Below are 15796 nucleotides of genomic sequence, written 5' to 3' on the forward strand. Positions count from 1 at the left end.
CTCGTGACGGGACAGAATGGGTGACCGTGAGACTTCTCGTCGCGGCTCTGGATGCCGAACTCGTGGCCTTCCCCGCTCAGATCGACGGCTTCGACCGCCTGGTGACCGGGCCCGGCAAGCTGAAGGCCGCCGTCGCCCTGACGCGTGCGCTCTCGGCTCGTGACTACACGGAGGTCGTGGTCGTCGGCACCGCAGGTGCGCTGGATCCCGACGTCGAGGCGGCCGTTCACGAGATCGGGGCCGTCCTGCAGCACGATGTGAGCGATTTGGACGGGATCGTCGGTCAGCACGTCTCGCTCCCGGCCCGCATAGAGCTGTCGAACCCGGGCCACGCGATCGCCACGGGCGACATCTTCGTCGACGACGCGGAGGCGGTCGTTCGCATCCGCGCGCTCGATGCCGTGCTGGTCGACATGGAGGCGTACGCCTACGCGTATGTCGCCGGGGAGTTCGGGGTGCCGCTGCGCATCATCAAGGCTGTCTCGGACCGCGCACAAGACGGCGCAACGCAACTCTGGGACGAGGTCGTCGCGGCGTGCAGCGCAGCGCTCTGGCAGAGCTTCCGCTCCGACTACGGGCTCTAGCGGTGGTTCCCTGAGGGGTTGTGAACCCAACGGGACACTCCATCGATCTCAGCGACCGCAAGGCATGGCTCCACCTGCCGATCAGAAGGGTGGTGGGTCGGTGTTGGGGGTGAAGTGGACTGCCGGGGGTGGTTTGTCGATGTAGACGTGCCCACCCGGCGACGTCCATTCCAGGACACCGCCGCCGAGTTGTCGGACGGTCCAGCCTGTTTCGCCTTTCAGGGTGTGGTGTCTCTTGCAGAGGCACGCGAGGTTGCAGGTGCGGGTTTCGCCGCCGAGGGCGTAGTCGTGGGTGTGGTCGCGGTCGCATCGGTGTGCGGGTTGCCGGCACCCGGGGAACCGGCAGCGCTGATCCCGTACGCGCAGGAACCGTTTCATGTCCGCCGACGGCGTGTATCGGTCGACGGCGAGAACGCACCCGGTGATCGGGTCGGCGAGGACCCGTTCCCACCCCGTCGCGTGCCCGGCGAGAGCGCGGGCGGTCGCGGGGTCGATCGGGCACCGCCCGGCGAGCTCGGCCGGTTCATCCGTGACCCCGGCCAGAGCGAGGGCGGGGACGGTGACGTTCACGATCGCCCGGATCGCACCCAACCCACCGAACCCGTCAGAGAGTCCGGCACCGGTTTCGACGGTCGGCGTGGTGGTGAGCAGCATGTCCGCGACCAGGTCCGCACGAATCTGATCCACCGTCCTCACATCACCCGGGTCGGCGTTCTTGATCGCCCGCGCTTGTTGCGTGATCCGGTCGTGCATCGCATGCGCCAGGACGGCGGGCTGCACAGAGGTGAACTCCGCCATCCCGTCCCCGAGGTCCCGCACACACGCACCCCGCGACGCACGCGCTTCCCGGTGGCGCTCCGCCAACGACCGGGGTTGGAGGGATTCCGCGAGCCGCGCCAACGCAGACCCCAAACAGCCGGGCGTGGTTCCCTCTGCCCGGACCAACGCCGCAGCCTCGAACTCCGACCGCGCCTCCGCATCCACAAGCGGCAACCCGTGCTCCATGATCACCGCAACATGCCCCGCACCGACCCGGCCCGCATCCCACGCGTCGAACGTCGCCGGGAACGCCTCGGCCAACACCGCGGCGTCGTTCATGCGGCGTTGCACCGTCCGGTCGGACATGTTCGCCGCGACACCCAACTCCGCCGCCAACGCCCGCACCGGCAACTCCGCCTCACGCGACGAGACCGACACCAACTCGGCAACGCGCCGCATCCCGAGGTCGGCCGCATCCGCCAACACCCGCGCCTGCGCGGCTTGCGCCCGCGCCACCGTCCGGGACGCCTCGGCGAACCGCACCGCGAGATCACGCGCGGCAACATCGACATCGTCATCGGACGCGACACGTGTGTTCGAATGCATGTTCGAAACTCTACGGACGACCACCGACATCCGACGCCCGAAAAACACCGAAATCACGCCACATCAGAGCGCGAAAGATGAGAGTTCCCACATCTTCGCCAACCGGCCGCTCACACAACCAACGCCGCGGCCGAAGCACGCAACGGGAATGCCCGACAACGTGAACGGGTTGCCGGAATCATGCGCTCCATCGTCTACTCCCAGACCGGAAACTCCGACGTCCTCCACGAGGTCGACAGGCCGATCCCCGAACCCGGCAACGGCGAGGTCCGGGTTCGCGTGATCGTTTCTGGCGTCAATCCGACGGACTGGAAGAGCCGGGCGGGCGGCGCACCCGCCCCGGCGCGCTTTCCGGAGCAGGCGCCGAACCAGGATGGTGCGGGCATCATCGACGCCGTCGGAAGCGGTGTCGAAGACTACTCGCCCGGGGACCGCGTCTGGATGTTCCTCTCGGCCTTCGACCGCCCCACCGGTACGGCGCAGGAGTACACCGTCCTCCCGGCAACTCTCGTCGCGCGGCTGCCCGACAACGCCTCGTTCGATGTCGGCGCCTCGCTCGGCGTGCCGGCGCTGACGGCGCATCGAGCGCTCACCGTGCACGACGGAGGACCGACGCGGCTCGCCCCCGGAGCACTCACCGGCCGGACCGTGCTGGTCGCGGGTGGGGCGGGCGCGGTCGGACACGCCGCCATCCAGCTCGCACGCTGGGCCGGCGCGACCGTTGTCACAACGGTCTCTTCCGACGCAAAAGCGGCTCTCGCCACCGCGGCCGGGGCGCACAACGTCGTCAACTATCGGGAGCAGGACGCAGCCGCCGAGATCCGCGCGGTGGCCCCCGACGGGGTGGACATCGTCGTCGAAGTCTCCCCCGCACGCAACGCCGAACTGAACGCCGCCGTCCTGGCCAACCACGGCTCCGTCGCCGTCTACGCGACCGACGGCGGAACCCAGATGAGCATCGACATCCGCACGCACTTCGCTCTCAACATCCGGTACCAGTTCTTGCTGCTCTACACGATGGGGACGGATGCGATCGGCGCGGCTGTCGATGATGTGACGGGCGCGCTCCGCGACGGCGCGCTCCCCGTCGGCCGAGACGCCGGCCTGCCGATCACGCGGTTCGCCCTGGACCAGACCGCCCCTGCCCATGACGCGGTCGAAGGCGGGCTCGTCGGCAAAGCGCTCATCGACGTAGCAACGAGCTGACCCGCCCGGTCCCGGGGCGATCCGCGTCCAGCAGTTGCGCCCGCACGGCGATACGGCGCGCCTCTTCGCGGTTCAGCCTGTGCATGCGCCGAGGTTACTCGGACATGCACCCCCGCGCGGCTGATCGTCGTACGGGATCTTTCCTCCCGCAACACCGCTCGGCATCCGTCCAGGAACCGCCGCGCGGACCGCCATAGGGTGGAACCACCAAGGGGAGTACTCCGACACGGTCGGCTCGTCACTACGGATGCCACGGCATCCCGGGCCACCGGTCCTCGTTCAGAGGATGGAGAAGACCTTGGCGTCGATTCATTCACGCCACGGTTGGGAACCCTCTTGAACATCACGCCGCTCATCTGGATCATCACGATCGCCGTCACGATCGCGTTCTTCGTCTACGAGTTCTTCGCGCACGTCCGCAAACCGCACGAGCCCTCCATCGGCGAATCCGCCCGGTGGTCGGCGTTCTACATCGGCCTCGCACTGCTCTTCGGCGTCGGCATCGGCGTCTTCAGCGACTGGACCTTCGGCGGTGAGTATTTCGCCGGCTACCTGACCGAGAAGGCCCTGTCGATCGACAACCTCTTCGTGTTCCTGATCGTGATGACCGGGTTCGCGGTGCCGAAGATATACCAGCAGAAGGTGCTGATGATCGGCATCGTGATCGCGCTCATCCTGCGCGGGATCTTCATCGCTGTCGGCGCGACCCTCATCGAGAACTTCTCGTGGATCTTCTACCTCTTCGGCGCGCTGCTGCTCTTCCTGGCCTACCGCCAGGCGTTCGCGCACGGCGAGTCCAACCCCGCCGACGGAAGGTTCATGCGTTTCGTCCGCCGCATCCTGCCCGTGACCGACGAGTACCACGGCGACAAGCTGACCGTCCGAAAGGGCGGCCGGCGCTGGGTGACACCGATGATGCTGACGATCATCGCGATCGGATTCGTCGACCTGATCTTCGCGGTGGACTCGATCCCGGCGATCTACGGCCTGACGGAAGAGGCCTACATCGTCTTCACGGCCAACGCGTTCGCGCTGATGGGGCTGCGGCAGCTCTTCTTCCTCGTCGGCGGACTGCTCGAGCGCCTCGTCTACCTCGCGCAGGGACTCGCCGTCATCCTCGCCTTCATCGGCGTCAAGCTCGTGCTGCACGCCATGCACGTCAACGAACTGTCGTTCATCAACGGCGGCGAGCCGATGCTGTGGGCCCCCGAGATCCCGATCTGGTTCTCGCTCGTCTTCATCGCGGCGACGATCGGGGTGGCGACGGTCGCGAGCCTCATCAAGACACGGGGCGACAAGCGGTCGGTCGAGGAGTTGACGCCCGACCGAGGTTCATCCCTGTAGCGCTTGACCCGAGCGCGGACCGTGGCCTAGCGTTGCAAGGCTGTGCCGACGGCACGGCGATCAAGGCAGGCCGAGAGGACGACGCGATGAACCCGCTGCGGGAGCTTCGCAATTCGACGGTGCTGGGACTCAAGCCCCAGTTCCGTTACGAGTCGTACCCTCCGGCGCCGGCCGTGTAGAAGCATCCGCTTCCCTCACGCCCCGCACCGCACAGGTCCGGGGCGTTTCCTTCTCCGCGTGGCGGATTCGGATCGTCCGTACGACCTGGACGACCCGCCTCCGCATCGCGCAGCGTCCTCATATGCAGGAGTTGCGCGCAACCATAGGAAAGGAATCATGGAGAGGCTCACGAACCGCCTGCTGTCGTGGGCGAGCCTGATCGATGAGAAGACCATCGAGCAGGCCCGCACATCCTCACGCATGCCGTTCATCTACCCGCACCTGGCGCTCATGCCCGATGCGCACCTCGGGTTGGGGGCGACGGTCGGATCGGTGATCCCGACACTCGGCGCCATCATGCCCGCGGCTGTCGGCGTCGACATCGGCTGCGGCATGATCGCGGTCAAGACCGCGTTCACCCGCGGCGATCTCGCCGGACGCGACCTCGTCGAGCTGCGCGAGCAGATCGAGCGTGCCATCCCGCTGTCGGCCGGACGCGACAACCGCAAGATCGTCGCGACGGCGGAGCCGCGGGTCGCCGAGCTTGAGGACCTCGCCGCGAAGGCCGGTTTCGATCCGGCCTCGTACGCGGGGCGCTGGCGCAACCAGCTCGGATCGCTCGGCAGCGGAAACCACTTCATCGAGATCTCGGTCGACGAGACCGACGCGGTGTGGATGTTCCTGCACTCCGGGTCACGAGGCGTCGGCAACAAGATCGCCCAGCACCACATCAGGGTCGCGCAGCGGCTGGCCAAGCAGTGGTGGATCGAGCTGCCGCACCCCGACCTCGCCTACCTGGTCGAGGGCACGCCGGAGTTCACGCGATACATCAGCGAGTTGCGGTGGGCTCAGCGATTCGCCCTGCTGAACCGTGAAGAGATGATGGACCGCGTCGCGAATCAGCTCGGCCGCTTCGTCGGCACGGGGCCCGGCGGCACCGGCGTCGACGAGCTCGAGCGGATCAACTGCCATCACAACTTCACCGAGTCCGAGATGCACTTCGGCAAGAGGGTGTGGGTCTCACGAAAGGGCGCCATCATGGCCGATACCGGTCGCCCCGGGCTGATTCCGGGGTCGATGGGCACGGCGTCGTACGTCGTGGAGGGCAGGGGCAACCCCCTGTCGCTCAACTCGTCGCCCCACGGCGCCGGACGGGAGCACTCGCGCACCTCGGCCCGCAAGACCTTCACGCACGAGCAGCTGCGTGAGGCGATGGCGGGCATCGAGTACCGGGACACGGATGCCTTCCTCGACGAGATCCCGCAGGCCTACAAGCCGATCGACCAGGTCATGGCGGACGCCGACGATCTGGTCACGGTGCGGCACGTCCTGCGGCAGATCGTCAACGTGAAGGGCGACTGAGAGACGGGCCCCGACGAGCGGGGGGCGGGCGACACCCGATCCCCCGCTGGCCGGTTCGCCCGTGACGATCAGGGGATGTGCCAGAACTCGCTGCCGAGCCCGTACACGTTCCAGATCCACCACCCCTGCCCGACCAGACAGGCGACGAGGACCCCGATCCTCCAGGCGAGACTGCGCGGCTGGGCCACCGCTCCCCACAAGGGCGAGAGCGGAAACAGAAGCCGGAGGAGGCTCGACTGCGGCAGGAACACGGCCAGCAGGTAGAGGGCGTAGCTGGCGGCCCAAAGACGGATCTCGATCCCCAGCCTCCGGACCTGAGGGACGAAGATGAGGATGCTCGCCACCGCGACGATGATCGCGAAGACGGCGACGGGCCCCCACGCCGGGTTCAGGGACCAGGTCTCGAACCAGTAGCCGGCCGCCTGGAACCAGCCCTCGAAAGGCACGAAACCGCCCTCGTCGTCCATCCAGAGGCGACGCCACGACAGCTCGGTCTGAAGGTACGCGTCTGCTCGGCCCGTCACGGTCGCCACGATGATCGGCCACGAAAGACCGCACATCGTCGCGAGTGCGGCGGCCCCGGAGATGTGGACGATCTCGCCCGGCCGCAGGGCTTCGCGACGGCGAGACATCCATCGCCAGGCGCCGAACAGTCCCAGCAACAGCGCGAAGGCGAGCACCCCCGGACGGAGAAAGGCCATCCCGAGGACGACGGCGTACAGCCAGCCGTATCGCCGCCGCTGCAGACTCAGGATGCCGAGCAAGGTCAGGAGCAGGAAGAGCGTCTCGGGATAGGCGACCTGGAACATCGCGGCGAGCGGAGCGGACGCGAAGAACACCACGGACCACATCGACGCGGAGCGCCCGATCGTGCCCACCAGCATCCGGTACAGAACGAGACAGCAGAGGTATCCGCTGACCAGCGCGATCACCACCGCCCCGGCGCCCCACGATCCGAGGGGTGCACCCACGATCGTGGACAACCACGGGAAGAGCGGCATGAACGCCCACGCGTTGTGGGCCACCTCGCCCGCATCCGTCAGGGGCAGCTGAGATGGGTACCCCTCCACGGCGATCCGCCGATACCAGCGGGCGTCCCACGCGTGCACGTAGGTGGCGATGTCGGCGCCCGGCCCGAATCGGGATCCGGGAGGCGACAGTGCGCCCGCGAGCAGCAGATAGGTCGTCGTGACGAGACGCGACGCGAGGTAGATCGCGGCTATGCGCGCGGCGGTCGAGCCGGAGAGGAGGGGACCTTCGCCGGGATCAGACCGCATGCGGTGACAGACGCGGCGTCGCGTCCGTCCACGTGATCACGAGTCGCGCGGCCGACGTGCGGCTGCCGGCCGCCTGGCGGATCCTGGCCGAGATCGCGTGGCGGACGGCCGCCGGGTCGACGTCCGCGCCTCCCGAGAAGTGCAGGAGGATCTCGCCCGGAGCCTCGGTCACGACGAGCGTGCCGAGTCCCGGCAGCTCCGTCAACGTCTCGTCAGAGGACATCCGGACGTGCTCGATCCCGCGCAGCGCCGTCGCCACCTGCGCCAGCACCGGCCGGGCGGAACGGGATGCGGGATGGATCCTCGCGTGCAGAGACGTCACGACATCAGTCTTCCCACCGAAAACGGCGCGGAAATGAACATTCGGTGACAGAGTTCGACGCGTGACCCGCGCCGGTCGGGCTCAGGCGGCCAGACGGTAGGTCTCGTGCAGACGACGGACCACGTTCCTTTCGACGAGGACCGGAACGTAGTGGCGCAGCCGCACCCCGTCGAACGACTCCAGCTCCTCGGCGATCAGGGCGAACACCGCTTCATCGCTCGATTCGGGAAAACGCCGTCGCAGACGCTCCGCGAGATACACGAGTGCCTCGAACTCGCTCTCGGGGTGGGTGCAACTCATGTACCAATTGTCCCCGAAGTCCCGGCGAACGGTCCCGTTCCACCCATTCTCATGGTCACGACGACGGGGCAGACGCGGTCTCCTCCGCGGCGTAGGCTTCGATCCTCGACATCGAGCAAGGAGACTGACGCCATGGCCATCACCGACAACGGGCCCCACCCGAACGCCTTCGACATCGAGTCCGCCACGCGACAGAACGAGAACTATCGCACCGTCGCCTGGACCGGGAAGTTCCTTCAGGTCACGCTGATGTCGATCCCCGTGGGCGAGTCCATCGGCCTGGAGTCCCACCCCGGGACGGACCAGTTCCTGCGTGTCGACGCTGGTCGCGGCAGAGCAGTCATGGGCCCCGCGAAGGATCAGCTGGATTTCGAGCAGGATGTCTCGGACGGATGGTCCGTTCAGGTCCCCGCGGGCACGTGGCATGACGTCATCAACACCGGCACAGCACCTCTGCGCCTCTACACGATCTACGCCCCGTCGCACCATGCGCTCGGCGCGGTGCAGCCCACGAGCGAAGATGCGGAGCGCGAAGAGGCGGCGGGCATCGATGAGGCGCCGTCCTGGACCGTGCAGCCCGCCGAGGAGGAGCCCGACCGGCACGCGTGATGAGCTGCGGGAGTCGGGAACGCCAGCCGAACGCTCAGCGTTTGCCCTTCAGGCGCGCCTTGGCTTCCTTCTCGATGAGCACCGGCACGAAGTCACGGACCTTCGCATCGGAGAACGTCGTGCGCGCGTACTCGACAGCGTCTGCGACCGACTCGGGTGTGGCATCCGGGAACCGCTCTCGGAGTCTCTCCACGATTTCAGAGATCGCCTTGCTCTCGTCGACAACCTTGTCACCTGACATCGTGCACTCCTCAGCAGCCTGGTGTTCTTCGCCACCCTTTCGCTGACTCTACTCAACCGAGGTGAACCGCCCCGCCTGAGCCGCACCCACGTCAGCGAGGACGAAGCACTGCGCTTTCTGCATCACACCGGCAACTGATCGCCGGGACGGTCGCGTGTCGCGTGATCGGAAGAGGCGACCCAGGTCGGTTGCTGGGGGTGCGGCGTTCGGCCAAGGTGAGAGCTGATCGCACCCGCCTCTTCCCGAGAGGGACCCCGTGTCCTCGCAGACCGCTATATCGCCGATTGCGCACCCCACTCCCCGACGCCTTCAGGGCGGGCGGGTGGGTTCGCTCGAATACGCGCTGCTCTTCATCGCCGTGTTCGCGCTGGTCATCGGGGTCGTCGCGATCGCGGTCGCGGCGCAGCCGCCCGGCAACCTGGTCGCGATCGTGCAGTACGTCGTGCTGTTCTGGATCTGGGTGGCGGCGGGGATCTGCGCCTGGTGGCGACGGCCGATGAACGGAATCGGGGGGCTGCTGCTCGTCGGTTCCCTCGCGCTGATTCTGGGCAGCGCCGGATACTTCGGCGTTCCGGGGCTGTACGCCATCGGGGCGGTCTTCTCGAGCAGCGCCCTCTCGGTCGCCGTGCACCTGCTGCTGGCGTTCCCCTCGGGTCGGATCCGGGACCGCCTGTCGCTGATCACGGTCGTCCTCGGCTACATCACATCGCTCTTCTTCGACCTGATCCGTGCGGTCGTGTTCGGAACGCCCGCATTCGCCCCCGTTTCGTTCGTCCAGAGCACGATCGGCGTGACGGTCATGATCATGACGGCCGTGGTGCTCGTGCGGCGTCTGAAAGCGGCGGATGCGGCTCACCGGCGCATCCTGCTCCCCCTCTTCACCTACGGCATCCTTGCGATCCCCGCGCTGCCGATGATCCCGAACGTGCTGCTCCCGCTCGGCGTCGACCCGGAGCTCGTCACGTGGATGCAGGGTGTCCTGCTCGCGGGGCTTCCGATCGCCTTTCTCCTCGGCGTCCTGCGCGGGGGTTTCACCCGGACGACGCCGCTCGAGGCCCTGAGCGAGTGGCTGGCGCTGCGCGGCGCGAGCCGGCCGGCCGTCGCACGGGCGCTCGCGACGACGCTCGGCGACAGCACCCTGCGTGTCGTGTACTGGGACGCGGCGCACGCTCGCTTCGTCGACGAACGAGGGCTCGAGGTGCGCAACAGAACGGGCGACGCCGGCCGGGGGTGGCTGCAGGTGCTCGTGGACGACGACCTGGTCGGCGCCATCGACTACGACGCGGGGATGATCGCAGAGCCCTCCCCCGTGCGGCGGGCGGCCGAGGTGCTCGCCATCGCCATCGACCGCGAGCGTCTCACGGTCCAGTTGCTGACGAGCAACGAGGCCCTGCTGCTCTCGCGTGCTCGCATCGTCGAGGCGGGCGACCGCGAACGGTTCCGGATCGCGCGCGACCTGCACGACGGCCTGCAGACGCAGCTCGTCCTCCTGGCGATCGAGGCCCAGACGATCGCGAACGCGCCCTCGGGCTCGGACGCTGCAGGTCCGGCTGAGGCCCTCCGACGGGGAATCGACACGGCCGCGGCCGACCTACGCCGCCTCGTGCACGACGTGCTGCCCGCCGCACTCCTCGAGCAAGGCTTCGTCGCGGCGGTCGAGGATCTCGTCGACCGCCTGCCCGTGGCTGCCACGTTCCGGGCCGAAGTCGACGAGCCGACGGTCGCACGACCGACGGCGCACACCGCCTACTTCATCGTCGCCGAGGCGCTCTCCAACACCGTCAAGCACGCGCGCGCGACGACGGTGCGGGTGACGATGACGCAGACCGACGGCCGCCTCGCGCTCGAGATCGAGGACGACGGGATCGGCGGCGCTCGGATCAACGCCGGGATGGGGCTGCGCGGTCTGGCCGATCGTGTGGATGCGCTCGGCGGCAGGATCGAGATCCGCTCCGAGCGGAGTCGAGGAACGAACGTGAGAGTGGAGTTGCCGTGCGCGTTGTAATCGGAGAAGACGAGGTCCTGCTCCGGGAAGGCGTCGCGCACATCCTGGCGAGCGACGGGTTCGAGGTCCTCGCCAGCGTGAGCGACGCGGCGCAGCTCGAGCGCGAAGTCAATCGGCACGTGCCCGATCTGGTCGTCACGGACATCCGGATGCCCCCCACGTACACGGACGAGGGGCTCGAGGCCGCTCTGCGGATCCGACAGGCCCACCCGAGCATCGGGGTCGTCGTGGTGTCGCAGCACGTGCAGCGGCGGTATGCGACCGAGCTGCTCGACGGGGGCGGAGGATTCGGGTACCTGCTGAAGCAGCGGATCGCGGACGTGCGCACCTTCACGTCTGACATCCGGCGCGTCGCGAGAGGCGGAACCGCGCTCGACCCCGAGGTCGTGTCGGTCCTGGTCGCGCGGGCGAGCCGGGGCGCCTCCGCCGTCGGCAGACTGACCCCGCGTCAGCTCGAGGTCCTCGGGCTCATGGCCGAGGGCCGCAGCAATGCCGCGATCGCCGCGCAGCTGGTTCTGAGCGAAAAGGCGATCGTGCAGCACACGTCGAACATCTACGACGCGCTGGGACTGCCGCTCGACGCCGACGACCATCGCCGGGTGCTGGCCGTGATCCGCTACCTGCAGTCCTCACAGCCCCCTGCCCTCTGAGAGTTCCCCGCGCGAAGTCCCTCGCGGGCTTCCGTCTCAACTGCCGTACAGGGTGTCGATCAGCAGGCGTGCCAGGACCGCGGCGGTCGGCAAGCCGTCGGCGCCGGGCGCGAGGTTCGTCCAGACGACCACCGTGACATCGGTTGCGGGGTCGTAGCCCATGAAAGAGTTGTATCCCGGGAGCGAGCCGATATGACCGTAGAACGAGTCCATCCCGGCCATCCCCCAGCCGTACGAACTGCCGTCCTCGTTGGGTTGCACGCTCTCGATCCGTCGCTGTTGCATGTCGTCGCTGAGCAGCCCCCCGCCTCCCAGAGCTTCCACCCACGTCGCCAGATCGGATGCCGTCGAGATTCCGGCGCCCGCGGCCGATGTCCACGACGCGTTGTCGTTCGTGTGATCGGTCGGCACCAACTCACCCGCCGCGGCCGCGGCGAGCTCGTCGTCCGACAACCACTCGCCCTCCATCGTGTCCACGTTGTTCGAGAACATGTAGCCGTGCGCGTACGGTTCCGGGATCGATGTGTCGGTGGCGGAGGGGTAGGACGTCTCGGACAGCCCGAGCGGGTCGAAGAGTCGCTCCTGGAAGATCCGATCGATCGGCTTCCCCTCGAGGTCCTGCGCGATGAGTCCGAGCAGGACGGTATTGGTGTTCGAGTATTCGTATCCCTCGCCCGGTGCGAAGTACGGCTCTTCGGCGAGGCCCATGCGCACCAGCTCTTCCGGATCCCAGACGCGCTCCGGCGTCTCGTCCAGCGCCGTGTTCAGCTCGAGGGTGGTCGTGTAGTTATGCAGACCGCTGCGCATCGTCAGCAACTGCTCGATCGTGATGTTCTCGCCGTTCGGCACGTCGGGGCGGTACATCGACACCGGGTCGTCGAGCGCGATCTCGCCCTCTTCGACGAGCTGCAGGATCACGGTGCCGGTCCAGGTCTTGGTGTTCGAGCCGATGCGGATGTGATCGTCCAGAGTGACGGGCGTCGACCCCGCCCACTCGGTGACTCCGTATGCGTGCTCGACCTCACCCTCCGGTGTGCGCACGATCATCACGGCGCCCGGGACGAGCATCGCGGCGGCCGAGTCGTCGAAGGCCGCGGTGAGCGCCTCGGCGTCGAAGTCGACGGTCGCGCCGCCCGACGCGGACGAGCTCGCCGTGGCACCACCGTTCGCGGTCGTGCCGCCCGCGCAGCCCGCGAGCGCGAGAGTTGTCACGACGATGGCCGCGGTCGCGATCCGTCGTCGGCGCGCGCCCCGGAGCAAGGTGGTCGTCTGGATTCTCGGCATGATTCGCACGTCGTCTCCTCTCGCCCGTGCGAGAGCGCCGGGACGGATCCAGCCTGGCGTCCGACACCGGATGGGGCCATGGACCCAGGTCGCCTACCGCCTGCGGAGCATGGACCCAGGTCCATTGCCATAACCTGTGCGGGAGCGGGAGGGTGGACCCGGGAGCGTGGGGTCAAGGGGGGTGCCCCCGCTCCCGACTGGTCCGATCCCCGCATCCGCATCACGACCGGCACAGCAGACAGAGGAACTTCCATGACGCCGCACGCCCGCCGTCCGCGCATCTCGCTCGCCATCGCGGGACTCGCCTCGCTCGCAGCGCTCGTCGTCGTGACGGGCTGCACATCCACCGCCGCTTCCGACACGACGCCGCCGGGCGCATCGAAGCCAGCCGCGATCCGGCCGGCGGCGCCCGAGGGCGGGCTGCCGGACGACCTGCAGACCGAGCTCCAGCGGATCGTGGATGCGACGATGACCGAGTACGGAGTGCCCGGATCCGCCGTCGGGGTCTGGATCCCCGGCGAAGGATCGTGGACGTCGTTCACCGGCCTCGCCGACATCGCGGCCGACGCTCCCGTGTCGAGCGAGATGACCTGGCCGCTGCGGAGCGTCACGAAGTCCTACACCGTGACGCTCATCCTGCAGCTCGTCGACGAGGGCGAGCTCCGTCTCGACGACACCCTCGACCAGTACGTCGACGGCATCACGAACGGCGATCGGATCACGATCCGCCAGCTCGCCGACATGTCCAGCGGCAACTCCGACTACACGACCGCGGCAGGCTTCGGCGAGGCGTACGGAGCCGACGAGGCCCACATCTTCTCGCTCGCCGAGCTGAACGACTTCCTCGTCGGGGAACCCGCGCAATTCGAGCCGGGCGCGGAGAAGGTCTACACGAACGCGAACACGAACCTGCTCGGTGCCGTGGTCGAGAAGGTGACCGGGCAAGACTTCGCCGAGGTGCTCGAGGAGCGCATCCTCGAGCCACTCGGCCAAACGGGCACGGAATACCTCCTCGATGCCACCGAGTGGGTGGACCACCCGCTGGGCTACGCGATCGAGGACGGCGAGCAGACGGTGCAGAACGACAACCTGTCGATCTACGGCCCGGCGGGCTCGATGGTGAGCACGCTCGACGACGCCCGAGTCTGGGCCGAGGCGCTCGGCGGCGGTCTGCTGCTCGGAGCGCAGACACAGGCCGAACGCGAGCAGGGCGCACCCCTCGACGCCGGCCCGCCCTACGACATCTACGCGCTGGGCATGGGAGAGACCAACGGATGGTGGGGCCACAACGGCGAGGGCCTCGGTTTCACCGCTGCGGTCTTCCACCAGCCGGAATCCGGGGCGAGCATCGTCGTCTTCATGAACGAATCGAACGTGGAACCGAAGGCGCATCCCGCCGATCAGGCCTTCCGCCGAATCGCCGAAGCTCTCGGAAACGAGTCCTGATCATGCGCGCATTCACACGCCGCACAGCGGCCATCGCCACCGTGCTCGGGGTCGCACTCGCCGTCACGGCGTGCACGGCGGAGCAGACCGATCCCTACGCCGTCGACGGTCTGCCCGAGGCCGCGCTGGAGGTCATGAACAAGGCGCCCTACGCGGAGGGAACCTGGTACATCGCCGTGCAAGACATCGACACCGGCGATGTGCTGATCGATCTCAACGCGAACAGGATGGCCGCACCCGGGTCGTTCGTGAAGACGTACAGCGCCGGCGCGGCCTGGCTCGAGTGGGGCCCCGACCACACCATCACGACGCCGGTCAAGCGCAGTGGCGAGGTCACCGCCGGGGCGCTCGACGGCGACCTCGTGCTGGTCGGCATGGGTGACATCACGATGGGCGGACGCACGAAAGCCGACGGAACCGTCGACTTCACGGACCTCGATCACAACGACGCGAACTTCCTCGCGGGATCGACACTCACACCGGAAGATCCGCTGACGGGGCTCGACGAACTCGCTGAGCAGGTCAAGGCCGCGGGTATCGACTCCGTCGCGGGCGACGTCGTGATCGACGACCGCCTCTTCGCCGGCGAGCTCGCGGGGCAGCCCGTCACGCCGATCGTCATCAACCAGAACCTGATCGACATCATGGTCCACCCCGGCAAGGCGGGCGAGCCGGCATCCGTCGACATGATCCCCGTCGTCTCACCGTGGGTCGTGACGTCCACCGTCGAGACGGTCGAGGCCGGCGGACCCACGAACATCACGCTCCCGAAACCGACCCGGGACGGAGAGATCCTGGTGTCGGGCACCATCGCGGCCGACAGCGACCCGCAGCTGAAGGTCTACGCGTTCGCGGATCCCGCGACCTTCGCCCGCACGGCCTTCATCGAGGCGCTCGAACGTGCCGGAGTGAGCGTCGCGGCCGATCCGATCATCGTCAACCCCGACGAGAACCTCGCCGACCGGGCAACCGTCGACGCGCTGCCCTCGGTCGCCGAACTGGAGTCGCTCTCGATCGAGCAAGAGGCGACCTACGTGATGAAGATCAGCTACAACCGCGGGGCGCAGACCTTGATCTGCCGTCTCGCCGCCGAACGCGGCTCGACCGATTGCGATGACGGTATCCCGATCGCCGCGGAGATCTGGGATGCCGCGGGCCTCGACATCCTCGGCGCATCCCTCGTGGACGGCTCAGGGTTGGAGGGCAACTACGTCACCCCGGCGAACGCCCTCCAGATCCAGACGCTCATGGCGACGCGACCCGACGCGGCGCGCTGGCAGGCGACCATGCCGGTTCTCGGCGTCGACGGCTCGCTGGCTGCGGTCGAGGCGGACAGCCCTGCCGCGGGCAAGGTGTTCGCGAAGACCGGCACCCTGATCGGCGGCGACCCGTTCAACGGGCGGATGCGGCTGACCACGAAGACGCTCGGCGGTGTGATGGAGGCCGCGACGGGACGGAACCTCGCCTTCACGATCATGGTCAACCAGGGGTTCTTCCCCGCGCTCGAGGGAGTCTTCGAGGCCAACGACGACGTCGGGGCCGTCGCCGCGATCATCCAGCAGGCCTACTGATGTCTGCTCTCGAACCGGACGGGCAGCAGCCCGTGGCCGCGCGACGATCCCGAGTGCGCGCTCCCTCCGTC

The 15796-nt window shown here is 68.0% G+C and carries 15 protein-coding genes; 9 read left to right on the forward strand and 6 right to left on the reverse strand.

The window, feature by feature from the left end; genetic code table 11:
• The first annotated feature begins 26 nt into the window (after nt 1-26).
• A complete protein-coding gene (locus CGU35_RS13045; RefSeq protein WP_100812179.1) occupies nt 27-584 on the forward strand; it encodes a nucleosidase in 558 nt (185 codons plus the stop codon).
• 81 nt (nt 585-665) lie between these two features.
• On the opposite strand, the gene CGU35_RS13050 is transcribed toward CGU35_RS13045, so the two are convergent.
• A complete protein-coding gene (locus CGU35_RS13050) occupies nt 666-1949 on the reverse strand; it encodes an HNH endonuclease signature motif containing protein (RefSeq protein WP_157813980.1) in 1284 nt (427 codons plus the stop codon).
• Nucleotides 1950-2129: 180 nt separating this feature from the next.
• On the opposite strand from CGU35_RS13050, the gene CGU35_RS13055 reads away from it, so the two are divergent.
• The 3 genes from CGU35_RS13055 to CGU35_RS13065 all read left to right on the forward strand — a co-directional run bounded on the left by CGU35_RS13055 (nt 2130) and on the right by CGU35_RS13065 (nt 6020).
• Nucleotides 2130-3155, forward strand: a complete 1026-nt coding sequence (locus tag CGU35_RS13055; RefSeq protein WP_100812012.1) for an NADPH:quinone reductase — start codon at nt 2130-2132, stop codon at nt 3153-3155.
• Between the two features lie 336 nt (nt 3156-3491).
• On the forward strand, nt 3492-4499 hold the full coding sequence (locus CGU35_RS13060) for a TerC family protein (RefSeq protein WP_100812013.1): 1008 nt from the start codon (nt 3492-3494) through the stop codon (nt 4497-4499).
• Between the two features lie 336 nt (nt 4500-4835).
• Nucleotides 4836-6020 carry an RtcB family protein gene (locus tag CGU35_RS13065; RefSeq protein WP_100812014.1) on the forward strand — a complete coding sequence of 395 codons (1185 nt, stop codon included), beginning with the start codon at nt 4836-4838 and terminating at the stop codon, nt 6018-6020.
• Nucleotides 6021-6088: 68 nt separating this feature from the next.
• Here CGU35_RS13065 and CGU35_RS13070 read toward each other — a convergent pair whose 3' ends face one another.
• The 3 genes from CGU35_RS13070 to CGU35_RS13080 form a co-directional block, all read right to left on the reverse strand.
• Nucleotides 6089-7297: a hypothetical protein gene (locus tag CGU35_RS13070; RefSeq protein WP_100812015.1), complete on the reverse strand. Its 1209-nt coding sequence runs from the start codon at nt 7295-7297 to the stop codon at nt 6089-6091.
• The gene (locus CGU35_RS13075) at nt 7287-7619 is read right to left on the reverse strand and encodes a hypothetical protein (protein WP_146047978.1); all 333 of its coding nucleotides are present in this window, start codon (nt 7617-7619) and stop codon (nt 7287-7289) included. The genes CGU35_RS13070 and CGU35_RS13075 overlap by 11 nt, the downstream gene beginning before the upstream one ends.
• A gap of 81 nt (nt 7620-7700) precedes the next feature.
• On the reverse strand, nt 7701-7919 hold the full coding sequence (locus tag CGU35_RS13080) for a three-helix bundle dimerization domain-containing protein (protein WP_100812017.1): 219 nt from the start codon (nt 7917-7919) through the stop codon (nt 7701-7703).
• A gap of 132 nt (nt 7920-8051) precedes the next feature.
• Between CGU35_RS13080 and CGU35_RS13085 the strand changes: the two genes are divergently transcribed.
• Entirely contained in the window at nt 8052-8528 is a 477-nt protein-coding gene (locus CGU35_RS13085) for a cupin domain-containing protein (RefSeq protein ID WP_100812018.1), read from the forward strand.
• 34 nt (nt 8529-8562) lie between these two features.
• Here the strand turns inward: CGU35_RS13085 and CGU35_RS13090 are convergent, their stop codons facing one another.
• Nucleotides 8563-8769, reverse strand: coding sequence for a three-helix bundle dimerization domain-containing protein (locus CGU35_RS13090; RefSeq protein WP_100812019.1), 207 nt, complete (start codon nt 8767-8769; stop codon nt 8563-8565).
• A gap of 322 nt (nt 8770-9091) precedes the next feature.
• Between CGU35_RS13090 and CGU35_RS13095 the strand changes: the two genes are divergently transcribed.
• Together CGU35_RS13095 and CGU35_RS13100 are read left to right on the forward strand one after the other, a co-directional pair.
• Nucleotides 9092-10774, forward strand: a complete 1683-nt coding sequence (locus CGU35_RS13095) for a sensor histidine kinase (protein WP_232711306.1) — start codon at nt 9092-9094, stop codon at nt 10772-10774.
• The gene (locus tag CGU35_RS13100) at nt 10762-11424 is read left to right on the forward strand and encodes a response regulator transcription factor (RefSeq protein WP_100812020.1); all 663 of its coding nucleotides are present in this window, start codon (nt 10762-10764) and stop codon (nt 11422-11424) included. The genes CGU35_RS13095 and CGU35_RS13100 overlap by 13 nt, the downstream gene beginning before the upstream one ends.
• A gap of 36 nt (nt 11425-11460) precedes the next feature.
• Here CGU35_RS13100 and CGU35_RS13105 read toward each other — a convergent pair whose 3' ends face one another.
• Nucleotides 11461-12708: a serine hydrolase domain-containing protein gene (locus CGU35_RS13105; RefSeq protein WP_100812181.1), complete on the reverse strand. Its 1248-nt coding sequence runs from the start codon at nt 12706-12708 to the stop codon at nt 11461-11463.
• 252 nt (nt 12709-12960) lie between these two features.
• Here CGU35_RS13105 and CGU35_RS13110 point away from each other — a divergent pair, with 252 nt between their 5' ends.
• Together CGU35_RS13110 and dacB are read left to right on the forward strand one after the other, a co-directional pair.
• Nucleotides 12961-14154: a serine hydrolase domain-containing protein gene (locus CGU35_RS13110; RefSeq protein WP_157813981.1), complete on the forward strand. Its 1194-nt coding sequence runs from the start codon at nt 12961-12963 to the stop codon at nt 14152-14154.
• Nucleotides 14155-14156: 2 nt separating this feature from the next.
• Nucleotides 14157-15725: a D-alanyl-D-alanine carboxypeptidase/D-alanyl-D-alanine endopeptidase gene (dacB, locus tag CGU35_RS13115; protein WP_100812022.1), complete on the forward strand. Its 1569-nt coding sequence runs from the start codon at nt 14157-14159 to the stop codon at nt 15723-15725.
• Nucleotides 15726-15796: the final 71 nt, after the last annotated feature.

Origin of the sequence: Microbacterium sp. BR1, assembly GCF_002812725.1 — a bacterium.
Classification (GTDB): Bacteria; Actinomycetota; Actinomycetes; order Actinomycetales; family Microbacteriaceae; genus Microbacterium.